The organism is Rhizobium sp. rho-13.1, from assembly GCF_007000305.1.
In the GTDB taxonomy this organism is placed as follows: domain Bacteria; phylum Pseudomonadota; class Alphaproteobacteria; order Rhizobiales; family Rhizobiaceae; genus Rhizobium; species Rhizobium rhododendri.
This window is the reverse complement of sequence record NZ_SCFL01000008.1, coordinates 1-12628: the sequence shown is the minus strand read 5'-3', so window position 1 is coordinate 12628 and position 12628 is coordinate 1. Positions and strand designations below refer to the sequence as shown.

Here is a 12628-nt window from a genome sequence, read left to right as displayed (position 1 = left end):
TATTTCGGAGACGCCGCATGAAAATCATCCAGATTACCGACACCCATGTCAGCCCCGGAAAGCCGCATTTCAACGGTAACTGGGAACCACTGGCACGCTGGATCAACGACAGCGGCGCCGATCTCGTGATCCACACCGGCGACCTCAGCGTCGACGGCGCCGACAAGGACGAGGACCTCGTCTTCTCGATGGATCTGATGCGGCAGGTTGCCGTGCCGATGCTGATTGTCCCCGGCAATCATGATGTCGGCCATCTCCCGGGTTCGGCCCAGCCCGTCAATGCCGAGCGGCTGGCCCGCTGGCGGCGCCTCGTCGGCCCCGACCGCTGGGTTGAAGATCGAGGCAATTGGCGCCTGATCGGTCTCAACAGCCAGTTGATGGGCTTTGAGGATGGCGAGGACGAAGCCCAGTTCGAATGGCTGGAAACAACGCTTGCCAGCCGGGGCGACCGCCGCGTCGCGATCTTCGCCCACAAGCCGCTCTTCGTAGACACGCCGGACGAGGGCGACACCGGTTACTGGAGCGTCCGGCCGAACCAGCGTCAGCGCCTCTACGATTTGATCGCCGCCCATGATGTTGCGCTGTTTGGCAGCGGTCACCTGCACTGGGCCTGGAAGGGCGGCTTCAAGACCACCTCCACCGTCTGGGCGCCACCGGCCGCCTTCATCCTCGACAAGATGGAACGCGAAATGCCCGGCGAACGCTTTGTCGGCGCCGCTATCCACACGTTTGCCGATGACGTCACCACCGAGCTTGTCGCGGTTCCCGGCATGACCGCCTATTTCCTCGACGATGTCGTTGAGGAGGTCTATCCCCAGGCAGCCCACAAGGTCGTCCGGGATGCGGCCCAATGAGCGCGCTTTCCCTTTCCGGCATTACCAAGTCCTTCGGTGACAACGCCATCCTCAAGGGCGTCAGCCTCGAGGTCGAGCCGGGCGAGTTCATCGCGCTGGTCGGCCCTTCCGGCTGCGGCAAGAGCACGCTGCTGCGCATCCTTGCCGGCCTCGATCATGCCGACAGCGGCGAGATCGTCATCGGCGGCAAGGAAATGTCCGGGACGGCGGCGGCCGACCGCAACATTGCGATGGTCTTCCAGTCCTATGCCCTCTATCCCCACCTGACCGCTGGCCAGAACATCGCGGTGCCGCTTGCCATGCGCCGGCTGTCTAGCAGCCAGCGCCTGCCCCTCATCGGCAATTTCATGCCCGGCCAGCGCAGCATCCGGAAGACGATCCAGGGCGACGTCGCCGAAATGGCGCGTTCGCTGAAGATCGACCACCTGCTCGATCGCAAGCCCGGCCAGATGTCCGGCGGCCAAAGGCAACGCGTCGCGCTGGCCCGTGCCATGGTCCGCCAGCCGAGCGTCTTCCTGATGGATGAGCCGCTGTCCAACCTCGATGCAAACCTGCGCGTCCATGCCCGCGGCGAGATCGTCGATCTCCACCGTCGCGCCGGCGTGCCGACGGTCTACGTCACCCACGACCAGGCCGAGGCCCTGTCTATGGCCGACCGCGTCGCCGTCATGATCGGCGGCAACCTGCTGCAGCTTGCCACGCCGCAGGTCATCTATGACGACCCGGCCCATGTCGACGTTGCCCGCTTCGTCGGCCAGCCACGCATCAACCTGGTTCCGGCGCTGGCCGAGAACGGCATCGTCTCGTTCGGCGGCATCCGCATGACGCTCGCCGACAGCCACGTCGATGGCACCGACGTCACCATCGGCATTCGCCCCGAGTTCGTGCGCCTGTCGGACGTCGGCAAGGATGCGCTTTCCGCCCGTGTCGAGCGCGTCGAATTCCTCGGCTCCGAGGTCATCGTCTACTGCAAGCTCGACGCCATCGGTGAAATCATGATCGCCAAGCTGACGCCGGCCGAAGCATCCGGCATTGCCGTCGGCAAGCCGGTGGGCATGATCCTCTCGCCCGACCGGGCAATGGTCTTTGCTGCTGATGGAAAACGCCTCGCCGCCGCTCACGTCAGCGTCGACGCGGTGCGGGAGCACGCCCATGGCTAGCATCGCCTTCGACGCCGTTCCCGCAAAGAGGACGGCCGACATCCACGCCCGCAACGAAGCGCGCACCGCCTGGCTGCTCGCCTCGCCGGCCATCGTCTTGATGGTCGTCTTCGTGCTCTTGCCGGTGATTGCCGTCATCGGTCTCGGCTTTACCAATTTCGAACTCGGCATCGACAAGTTCCGGTTTGTCGGCCTGGACAACTACGCCCACCTCTTCAGCGACCGCACCTTCAAGAAGTCGTTGTGGAATACGACGGTCTACACGGCCATCGTCGCGCCGGTCTCCATCATCCTCGGCCTTGGCGTAGCGCTTCTGATCGAGAGCGAGACGACGGCGCGCAGTTTCTTCCGCACCGCCTATTTCCTGCCGGTCGCCTCGCTGATCGTCGCCATGGCGACCGTCTGGCAATATCTGTTCCACCCCACCATCGGCCCTATCAATGCCATGCTGGCGATGGTCGGCATCCCGGGACCGAACTGGCTGGGATCGGCCGGCACCGTGCTCTACAGCCTGTCGATCATCGGCGTCTGGCAGTCGGTCGGCTTTAACATGGTGCTGTTTCTGGCCGGCCTTACCGCCATCCCGCGCGAACTCTATGCCGCCGCCGAAGTCGACGGCGCACGCTCGGCGATTGATCGGTTCCGGCTTGTCACCTGGCCGATGCTGGCGCCGACGACGCTGTTCGTTACCACCATCAGCATCATCAATGCCGTCAAGGTATTCGAGACGGTCCAGACGCTGACCGACGGCGGCCCAAACAGGGCGTCGGAAGTCCTGCTCTTCACCATCTATCACGAGGGATTCGTCTACCTGCATGTCGGCTACGCCTCGGCGATGACCGTCGTCTTCCTCGTCATCCTGATGGTGCTCACCTTCCTGCAGTACAACGTCCTCGACAAGCGGGTGCACTACTCATGAGCACAGCCACCTTCACCACCGGCCGCGCCATCCGCCTGACAGTGCTGTCGCTCGGCGCGCTGGTCTTCCTGTCGCCCTACATCTTCATGCTGTCGGCGGCCGGCAAGACGCAGAGCGAGATCTTCACCTCGGCGCTGTCGCTGATACCGCAGACATTCTATTACGTTGCCAACTTCACCAAGGCCTTCAGCCGGGTGCCGATGGGCACGCTGTTGTGGAACGGCGTCCTCGTCTGCGGCCTGATCTTCTTTTTCCAGGTCATCGTCGCAATCCCCTGCGCCTATGCCATGGCCAAACTCAAGTTCCGCGCTGCAAAACTGATGATGGCGATGGTCATGCTCGGGCTGCTGGTGCCGATCCACGCGACGGCCCTGCCGCTCTACGTCGCCATCGACAGCGCCTCGCTGCTCAATAGCTACACCGCGTTGGTGGCGCCGTTCTCGATCTCGGTCTTTGCGATCTTCATGTTCCTGCAGTTCTTCCGCGCCATGCCGGACGACCTGATCCATGCCGCCCGTCTTGACGGCATGTCGGAGATCGGCATCGTTGCCCGGGTCATCGTGCCAAATGCCTGGCCGGCCGTCACCGCCTTCGCGATCTTCTCGGTGGTTGCCCACTGGAACGATCTCTACTGGCCGCTGATTGTCATCAGCAAGCAGAGCTTTGCCACGCCGCCGCTCGGCCTGATGTATTTCCGCGCCGCCGAAGCCGGCGACGATTACGGCGCGCTGATGGCCGCCACCATGGTCATAACCCTTCCCCTCGTTGCCGCCTTCCTGCTCGCGCAAAAGCGCTTCGTCGAGGGAATTACCATGACCGGTCTCAAAGGCTGACCGGTCGTCAAACAGGAGAACGCTCGATGAAACACTTCACCAAGCTCGTTGCCGCCGCTGCCATCGCGATGGCCGTGTCGGTGCCGGCCTATGCCGAAACCACGCTGACGGTGCATTACCCCATGCCCGGCTTCTTCAAGGACGTGATGGACACGATCTCGAAGAAGTTCATGGAAGAAAATCCTGACATCAAGATCCAGTTTGCCAGCCCGTCGGCCACCTACGAAGACGGCATCCAGACGATCCTGCGCCAGGCCGGTACTGACGCCATGCCAGATGTCACCTTCATCGGCCTCAACCGGCTCCGGATGATCTCCGAGCGCAACGTTGCCCTCGACCTCGGGCCGCTGATCAAGAAGGACGGCAACATGGCCGAGGAAGGCTTCTCGGACACGATCCTGAAGCTCGCCCAGGTCAACGGCAAACAGCTCGGCCTCGCCTTCGCCACCTCAACCCCGATCATGTACTACAATGCCGACCTGGTGAAGGCTGCCGGCGGTAATCCCGACGTCCCACCGACCACCTGGGACGAAGTCATTGCTCTAGGCGGCAAGATCAAGGCGCTCGGCAACGGCGTCGATGGTATCGATTTCCGCTGGCAGGGCGACGACTGGATGTTCTCCGCACTGCTGTTCGGCAACGGCGGCACGATGCTGAATGCCGACGAGACCAAGGTCGCGTTCAACGGTCCTGAAGGCCTGAAGGCTGCCGAAACCCTGCAGCGCATGGTCAAGGAAGGCGGCCTCCCCGTCTTCACCAAGTCCGCCGGAGAACAGGCCTTCGCCGCCGGCAAGGTGGGCTTCGAGTTCCAGACGACCGGCGCACTGCGCAATACCATCAAGAATGTCGGCACCAAGTTCGACCTGCGCACCGCCAAGCTGCCGCTGCTCGATCCGGCAAAGGGCCACCTGCCGACCGGCGGCAACGCCGTCGTCATTCTCGCCAAGGACCCGGTCAAGCAGGAAGCCGCCTGGAAGTTCGCCAAGTTTGCCGCCGGCCCCTACGGCGCCTCGGTCGTCGTTCCCGGCACCGGCTACGTTCCGAACAACGAACTGGCCGCCAAGTCCGACAAATATCTCGGCCAGTTCTACAAGCAGAACCCGCTGTTCCAGGCCGGCCTCAACCAGATGTCCCTGATGATCCCCTGGTACGCCTTCCCCGGCTCCAACGGCGTCAAGGTCACCCAGACCATCGTCGATAACCTGTCGCGCATCGTCGACGGTTCAGCCGAACCCAAGGAAGCCCTCGACGACGCAGCCGCCGACGTCGAAGGCATGCTGCCCCGCAGCTAAGCCACATAGGCTATGGCATGATCAGCGCCGTCTTCCGAAAGGGAGGCGGCGTTTTGCGGGGACCAAGCTGGCTTCGGAGACTGCTTCCTCTACCCGCGTCGCTCCCATCTTTCAAACGGGATGAGACCGCAAAGCACAAGAGACAGAGCCGGCACGAGCGGCAGGATTCATGCCGTCGACGAACCGGACGCTGGTATCTTATTTGCGAGCTGTGTAGCTGACCGACAAGAGATTACCGGTCTGGTTGAGTTCGACAACATCCCCCGCTCGCTCCCAGTCGGCGATGAGACCGAGCTCGAATTTGTCGAGCTTGGAGGGCTTGCCGAAATGGGAAAAAAAGGCGCTGAGCAGCGCTGCTCCGTCACCTGATGCATAAAACGAGCACATTCGGGTCGAAACCGGTCCTGTCGAAATCCAGAACGATAGGAGGCCGTCGCTATCTTTTGCGCCGCGCCGCCAGCCGACAACGTCGACCGATCCGCCGTTGTAGTTCTCGAAGCTCTTCTTCCAAGCCTTGTCCTCCACCGGTTGCCAGCCCAACACATCACCTTTCTTCGAGGCCTCGACAACAGTTGAGGATTCGCAGATGCCGATGAGCTGATCGGCAGTGAGAGGCATGGGTTGCTGTGCGGCCGAAACCGTTGCGGCGAAAGCGACTATGACCGAAAAGGTTCTAGGCACACGAAACTCCGGACAGGACCATGTCGCAACGCATTTAGCGCGGACGCGCATCATGTCATGGGCAGACAGTAAAATCAGATGGTCTCCTGGACAATTACCGAGGTAGACCCGCCACGGTTTTCCGCAGGGAGGACGCCCCGCGCTCGTGACAAAAAAGCCCATTCACCGTGAGCCCGAGCGCTCACTACCGATGCGGACGCCGTCCAATGGATGCAGCACCCCCTCTGTCGGCCTGGCCGACATCTCCCCTACAAGGGGGGAGATCAAGTCGTCGCGCCGGCTATCCGAAACAGTGACCTCAGGAATTCTGCGATGTCGAAGCCAGTTGGGCAGGCAATGGCGCTCCAGCCAATCTCCCCCCTTGTGGGGGAGATGCCCGACAGGGCAGAGGGGGGTGAAGCCCCAGAGACGATCTCGCCCGCAACCAGCCAAGCCCCAGAACAAAAAAGCCGCCGTCCTTTCAGACAGCGGCCTTCATATTCACAGTGAGCCCAAGGTTACTTCCCGGCGCGCACGCCGTCGAGAAGGTGCGGCAGCGTCTTCACGCCGTCGTTGCTGAGTTCCGGCGGCAGCAGGCTGTCCGGGAGGTCCTGGTAGGAGACCGGGCGCAGGTAGCGGCGGATGGCCATGGTGCCGACCGAGGTGGTGCGGCTGTCCGAGGTGGCCGGGAACGGGCCGCCATGCACCATGGCATGGCTGACTTCGACGCCCGTTGGCCATCCATTGGCGAGAATGCGACCAACCTTGCGCTCGAGCACCGGCAGCAGCTTGCGCGCATCGTCATGGTCGGCGGGGTCGAGATGCAGCGTTGCCGTCAGCTGGCCTTCCAGCTTCTCGGCAATAGCCACCATCTGCGCCACGTCCTTGCAATGGACAAGCAGGCTGGCAGCACCGAAGACTTCGTTACCGAGGCTTTCGTCTGCCATGAAGTGCTCGGCGTCGGTCTCGAAGAAGATCGCCGGGCTGCGGTTGGCGCCTTCGGCAGGCTTGCCCTGGGCGACCGTCTTGACGGCCTCGTTGCCGGCAAAGGCAGCGACGCCCTTGTCATAGGCAGCGTGGATGCCGGGGGTCAGCATCGGGGCAGGTACGCTTTCGGTAAGCGTACCGGTGGCAGCAGCGATGAAGGTGTCGAGGTCGGGGCCGTCGACCGCAAACATCAGGCCCGGGTTGGTGCAGAACTGGCCGGCACCCATGGTCAGGGAGCCGACGAAAGCCTTGCCGAGCGCTTCAGCGCGGGCGGCAAGCGCTGCCGGGAACAGATAGACCGGGTTGACGCTGCTCATTTCGGCATAGACCGGGATAGGCTCGGGACGGGCAGCGGCAATGGCTGCAAGCGCCAGGCCACCGGCACGCGAACCGGTAAAGCCGACCGCCTTGATGTGCGGGTTCTTCACGAGCGCAGCACCGGTTTCATTGGCGCCGGTGACCAGCGAGAACACGCCCTCCGGCAGGCCGCAGGAGGCAACGGCGGCGCGGATGGCGCGGCCGACCAGTTCGCCCGTGCCCGGGTGGGCAAGGTGGCCCTTGACGACAACAGGGCAACCGGCAGCCAGCGCCGACGCCGTGTCACCGCCGGCGACCGAGAAGGCGAGCGGAAAGTTGCTGGCGCCGAACACGGCGACCGGGCCGAGCGGGATCTGGCGCAGGCGCAGGTCCGGGCGCGGCAGCGGCTGGCGATCAGGCAGGGCCGGATCGACGCGCAGGTCGAGCCACTCGCCGGCACGGACAACCGACGCGAAGAGGCGCAACTGGCCGACGGTGCGGCCGCGCTCGCCGGTGAGGCGGGCGAGCGGCAGGCCGGTTTCGGCATGGGCGCGCTCGAGCAGCTGGTCGCCGATCTCGAGGATATTGGCGGCGATGGTTTCGAGGAAGACGGCGCGGTCTTCTAGGCTCACGGCGCGGTAGGTGTCGAGGGCGGCAGCGGCGAGATCGCAGGCACGGTCGACATCGGCAACGGAGGCGACGGCGAAGGCCGGTTCCATGTTTTCGCCGGTGGCAGGATTGATGGCGCGCACGGTTCTATTGTCGCCGGTGGAATCGGCGCCGATCAGAAGGTCGCCCTTGATGTCGAATGCCTGGGTCATGAAATTTCCTCGAGTGTTTGGAGGACGCCGCGAAATGCGCCCGGAAGCCGGATATCAATATCGGATGACAGCTATAAGATGATGGCCTGCGCTGCAAGTTCAAGTCGCACATCGGGTAAGTCATCGTCGACGTTCGCATGGCGTCAGGGATGGAACTGAGCCGGCGTTCGTGCGACTGTAACGCCCGCTCAGCCTCGGCTGCGCACCTCGTTCTCTCCGCGTAGACGATTGGTCCCTTATGACGTTCGAAGATATCGCCAATCCGGTCGTTCAGTTCTGCTTCGTCATGATCGTCGGTTTTGTTGTCAGCCGTATCCTGCTGCGCCGCCGGCAGGTCTGGCGTCTAGTCGCGCAGATCGCACTGTTCATCCTGTTGACAGTAGTGCTTCTCCACAACGACATCGTCCCCTATGAAAAGGCGACGCTGGAAACCTCGGTAACGCTGCGCATCTTCACGACCTTCGCCAAGATCGTCTGGTGGATCAATGGCGCCTGGACGCTGGTCGCCTTTGTCCGCGTGTTTCTGATCTTCGAGCGCAAGCCACGCGAGGGCCGGCTGCTGCAGGACCTCGTCGTCGGCGTCATCTATATGAGCGCCGGTCTCTCAATTGTCGCCGACGTCTTCGGTGTCCCCGTCGGCACGCTGCTCGCCACGTCGGGCGTGTTTGCCATCATCCTCGGCCTCGCGCTGCAGAGCACGCTGAACGACCTGTTTTCAGGCATCGCGCTCAACCTCGGCCGACCCTATTCGGTCGGTGACTGGGTGGTGCTCGACGACGGGATGCAGGGAAAGGTGATCGAGACCAACTGGCGGGCCACCTACCTTTTAAACGGCACCAACGGCCTGATCGTCATTCCGAACAGCGCGCTGGCAAAGGCGCGACTGACAAACCTGTCGAGCCCGGATGAACAGCACGGCGTCACCATCACGGTTCGCCTGGTACCCACGACGGCCCCCAAGTTCATGGCAGAGGTCATGCGGAATGTCCTGCTCAGCAGCAATTCGATCCTCGCAAACCCGGCACCGTCGGTTTCCATAGATGCCCTGGACAGCCAGGCCGTACAGCTCGGCCTCTCCTTCAGCGTCAAGAACATCGCCATGACGACAACGGCCAAGAACGAGATCTTCGACCTGATTTACCGCCACGTCAAATCCTCCGGCTACAGGATGGCGCCGCCGGTGGGCAGCGGCATCTACGGCGATGCGGAGGCCTTGGCGGATACGGACAAGGTCCGCAAGATTAGCACTCCGCTCAGCCTGCTCAGCAATATCCCGCTGTTTGCGCCGTTGACATCCGAGGAAAAGGAGGCCCTTGCAGGCCAGATGACCCGGCGAACCTATCGCAAGGACACTGTCATCGCCGCCCAGGACAGCCAGCTGACGGCATTGATGATCGTGCGCACCGGCGTCGTCAGCATCACGCGCAGCGAGGACGGTCGCGAGATAGAGCTGACCCGGCTCGCGCCCGGCGACTGCTTCGGCGAAGGTGGCGTATTGATGGGAGCCAACGAAGTCGGCAGCATCCGGGCGCTGACATTCGTCGTCATCTACGAACTCGGCCAGGAACAGCTGTCGCCCTTGCTGAAAGACAGGCCGATGATTGCCGAAGAGCTCGGCCAGATCATGTCGCAGCGCATCGATGCCGAAAAACACCTGTTCGCCGGGGGCGGCACCATCGGCAATGGTGCACAGGGCGGATCGCTCGCAACCCGCATCCGCCACCTGTTCCAGCTTCCGCACGACTGAAGCAGCTCTGCTATCCGATAGTTTGATGACGCGGAGACCTGTGAAACAATAACGGAAAGATCTGCTATACAGCCCTTCCAACGTAAAACGCCCGGCTTTGTTGCCGGGCGCGCATGTGCTTTACGGTAATCGGGAAGCGGCCAAATTGCCGGCCGTCCCGGATGCCCCCGATCAGTTCTCGCCGCGGGTTGCTTCGAACAGGAACCAGGCGCGACGCTCGGCAAAATCCGTCCAGGTGTCGATGACGCCGCTGGTGCCGTTGTCCTTGGCGTCGTCGGCAAGTTCCTTGGCCTGGCGCAGCGCTTCCACCAGCGAGAGATTGTCGGCATGCAGCTCCTTCAGCATCGCGACCGGCCCAACGAACTCGGCGTCGTTGTCCGAGATCGACTGGTGACGCGCGATGTCGCCGACAGAGCGCAGCGTGGTCGCGCCGATCTTGCGGACGCGCTCTGCGATATCGTCGGTCGTGCCGATGATCTGGGCAGCCTGCTCGTCGAGCATCAGGTGATAATCGCGGAAATGCGGGCCTGACATATGCCAGTGGAAATTCTTGGTCTTCATATACAGCGCGAAGGTGTCCGCGAGGATGCCGTTCAGCGCATCGGCGACCTTGGTCTTGTCATTACGGCCGAGATCGGTAGGGGTTGCGAGAGCTGCTGAGGATGCATTGTTCTTGGTCATGATCTTCCTCTGATATCTTTTGTGCGGACCATCGCCCGCATCGATAAATCTGTCATGTTTTATGTCCGGATATCGGTCGGCAGGCTGCGGGAAGGCAAGCACCGTCGTGCCGCTTTTCATTCCGGGTGGGCACGCCGATAAGGTCTCGAGAGGGCAAAAGGTTCCTTGACCTCGAGCCTACATCGCCTTGACCTCTGCCGCAACAATGCCAGCTTTACAAAGCATGCCATGCAGGCACCGGAAAGGTCTTGCAGGCCTTTGACGAAACGATCACAACGAAGCCGCCACCTCCGATTTCCAATCCCCAAGGAATTGCCGATGTCTGCAACTGCGCCCGAGATACTGGCCGCCAAGGCCGATGAGACACGCACCACACCCGCGCCGGCCGACCCCTGCGCCATGGTCCTGTTCGGCGCCGGTGGCGACCTGACCCGCCGCCTGGTCATTCCGGCACTCTATAACCTGCTGCTGTCGAAGACCCTGCCGGACAAATTTGCCCTGATCGGCGTCGATCTTGCCGATGGCAACGTCGAGAGCTGGGCCAAACGCCTGCGCGAAATGCTCGAAACTTTCATCGGCAACCGCTCCTCGGATTTCGACATTACTGCCATCGACGAGGCCGCCTGGGCGACGCTGGTGTCGAAAATGGTCTATATCCAGGGGGACCTGACCAAACCGGACCTTTATGCCGCGATCGGCAAGGCGCTGGATGCCGCCAAGTCCGGCCATGACACCCAGGGCAACGCCATCTTCTATCTGGCAGTCGCCGGCCAGTTTTTCGGAACCGTCATCGATCAGCTGGGTGCGGCCGGTCTCGTGACCCAATCTGACGGATCGGATGGCGGGGCGAAGTTCTGGAGACGGGTCGTCATCGAAAAGCCCTTCGGCCACGATCTCGCCTCTTCGCAGGCCCTGAACGCGCAGATTCTGAAGGTCCTGAAGGAGGATCAGATCTACCGCATCGACCATTTCCTCGGAAAGGAAACGGTGCAGAACATCATGGCCTTCCGCTTTGCCAATGGCTTCTTCGAGCGCATCTGGAACCGCGATGCCATCGAGCAGGTGCAAATCACCGTGACGGAGACAGTCGGGGTCGAAACGCGCGGCAAATTCTACGAAAACACCGGCGCCCTGCGCGACATGGTCCCGAACCATCTCTTTACCTTGCTGTCGATGGTGGCAATGGAGCCGCCAACCTCCTTCGACGCCGCCTCCATCCGTTCGAAAAAGGCGGAAGTGGTCGAAGCCATCCGTCCGTGCCAGCCATCGGAAGCTGTGCGCGGCCAGTACGATGCCGGTTCGGTGCTCGGCAAGACCGCAGTCCCCTACCGATCCGAGGCCAATGTCGATCCGGCTTCGCGCGTCGAGACCTATGTCGCCATGCAGCTGTCGATCGACAATCCGCGCTGGGAAGGCGTGCCTTTCTATGTGCGCACCGGCAAGCACCTGACCGAAAGGCGCACCGAGATCGCCATCTCCTTCAAGGCAGCCCCCGGCCAGCCGTTCCACAAGGAGGGCGAGGCCCCACAGCCAAACTGGCTGGTGCTGCGCACAGCACCCGACGAAGGCATATTTCTGTCGCTGCAGGTCAAGCAGCCCGGCCCGGAAATGGCGCTTGCCAATGTCGGCATGCTGTTTCGCTACGACGACTGGTTTGCCGATTTCCCGAATGTCGGCTACGAGACGCTGATCTATGACGTGATGGTCGGCGACGCCACGCTGTTCATGCGCGCCGACATGGTCGAGCAGGCCTGGCGGGTTGTCCAGCCGTTGCAGGACGCCTGGGCGAAGGAAGAACCCGCCTTCCCGAACTACGCCTCGGGCAGCGCCGGTCCGCAAGCATCCGACGATCTCCTCGCCCGCGCCGGCCACGCCTGGCGGACGCTAAAACCCTACGCTCCCAAGACCTGAAACAATCACCCGTAAACAAACCCGGGAGGCCGTACTGGCCTCCCCCCGCCTACTCCATGAAACGATAGCGCCCTCGAGGGAACGTTCCCCGCGGCAGTCCGTTGTCCCGCAATTGGAAGGATGTGGCCATGGAATCACGTTTTGGACAACGCCTGATGATGACCCTGATGGTCATCGGCTTCATCATGTCGGCAGCCTATGCCCTCAGTAGCTCCCGCCACCACAAGGACGCCGAGCCACCCGCAGCCACAGCCGACGCACCCGCCGCGAACTGAACATTCGCCTGCGACCTGTCGCAGCCCGAACGCGAAACGGCCCGCAGTCATTATGACGCGGGCTTGGTGGTGCTGTGCTGGTGTATTGATGTTTGTTTGGGATTTGGTTGCGGGGGCAGGATTTGAACCTGCGGCCTTCAGGTTATGAGCCTGACGAGCTACCGGGCTGCTCCACCCCGCGGAAAGTCGTG

The 12628-nt window shown here is 62.5% G+C and carries 11 protein-coding genes and 1 tRNA gene; 8 read left to right on the top strand and 4 right to left on the bottom strand.

Annotated elements, in window-relative coordinates:
- Positions 1–17: 17 nt before the first annotated feature.
- Genes EQW76_RS18460 through EQW76_RS18440 form a run of 5 tightly spaced genes read left to right on the top strand, consistent with a single transcriptional unit; the run spans position 18 to position 5058 of the window.
- Positions 18–854 (top strand): metallophosphoesterase, encoded by an 837-nt coding sequence (locus EQW76_RS18460; RefSeq protein WP_142830282.1) that lies wholly within the window; start codon positions 18–20, stop codon positions 852–854.
- Positions 851–2014, top strand: coding sequence for an ABC transporter ATP-binding protein (locus EQW76_RS18455; RefSeq protein ID WP_142830280.1), 1164 nt, complete (start codon positions 851–853; stop codon positions 2012–2014). The genes EQW76_RS18460 and EQW76_RS18455 overlap by 4 nt, the downstream gene beginning before the upstream one ends.
- Complete coding sequence (locus EQW76_RS18450; RefSeq protein ID WP_142830278.1) at positions 2007–2933, top strand: sugar ABC transporter permease; 927 nt, start codon at positions 2007–2009, stop codon at positions 2931–2933. Before EQW76_RS18455 ends, EQW76_RS18450 begins: the two co-directional genes overlap by 8 nt.
- Positions 2930–3766, top strand: coding sequence for a carbohydrate ABC transporter permease (locus EQW76_RS18445; protein ID WP_143123053.1), 837 nt, complete (start codon positions 2930–2932; stop codon positions 3764–3766). Before EQW76_RS18450 ends, EQW76_RS18445 begins: the two co-directional genes overlap by 4 nt.
- Before the next feature lie 26 nt (positions 3767–3792).
- The gene (locus EQW76_RS18440) at positions 3793–5058 is read left to right on the top strand and encodes an ABC transporter substrate-binding protein (RefSeq protein WP_142830275.1); all 1266 of its coding nucleotides are present in this window, start codon (positions 3793–3795) and stop codon (positions 5056–5058) included.
- 198 nt (positions 5059–5256) lie between these two features.
- Here the strand turns inward: EQW76_RS18440 and EQW76_RS18435 are convergent, their stop codons facing one another.
- Positions 5257–5901, bottom strand: a complete 645-nt coding sequence (locus EQW76_RS18435) for a hypothetical protein (protein WP_142830273.1) — start codon at positions 5899–5901, stop codon at positions 5257–5259.
- A 335-nt stretch (positions 5902–6236) separates the two neighbouring features.
- Positions 6237–7823: an aldehyde dehydrogenase (NADP(+)) gene (locus EQW76_RS18425; protein WP_142830271.1), complete on the bottom strand. Its 1587-nt coding sequence runs from the start codon at positions 7821–7823 to the stop codon at positions 6237–6239.
- 238 nt (positions 7824–8061) lie between these two features.
- On the opposite strand from EQW76_RS18425, the gene EQW76_RS18420 reads away from it, so the two are divergent.
- Positions 8062–9570 (top strand): mechanosensitive ion channel family protein, encoded by a 1509-nt coding sequence (locus tag EQW76_RS18420; RefSeq protein WP_142830269.1) that lies wholly within the window; start codon positions 8062–8064, stop codon positions 9568–9570.
- Positions 9571–9741: 171 nt separating this feature from the next.
- On the opposite strand, the gene EQW76_RS18415 is transcribed toward EQW76_RS18420, so the two are convergent.
- Entirely contained in the window at positions 9742–10251 is a 510-nt protein-coding gene (locus EQW76_RS18415; RefSeq protein ID WP_142830267.1) for a DNA starvation/stationary phase protection protein, read from the bottom strand.
- A 318-nt stretch (positions 10252–10569) separates the two neighbouring features.
- Here EQW76_RS18415 and zwf point away from each other — a divergent pair, with 318 nt between their 5' ends.
- Together zwf and EQW76_RS29060 are read left to right on the top strand one after the other, a co-directional pair.
- Positions 10570–12162, top strand: a complete 1593-nt coding sequence (zwf, locus tag EQW76_RS18410; protein ID WP_224127932.1) for a glucose-6-phosphate dehydrogenase — start codon at positions 10570–10572, stop codon at positions 12160–12162.
- 128 nt (positions 12163–12290) lie between these two features.
- Entirely contained in the window at positions 12291–12437 is a 147-nt protein-coding gene (locus EQW76_RS29060; protein ID WP_153816484.1) for a hypothetical protein, read from the top strand.
- Positions 12438–12541: 104 nt separating this feature from the next.
- On the opposite strand, the gene EQW76_RS18405 is transcribed toward EQW76_RS29060, so the two are convergent.
- Positions 12542–12618: transfer RNA gene (locus tag EQW76_RS18405), tRNA-Met, on the bottom strand.
- Between the last annotated feature and the right edge of the window lie 10 nt (positions 12619–12628).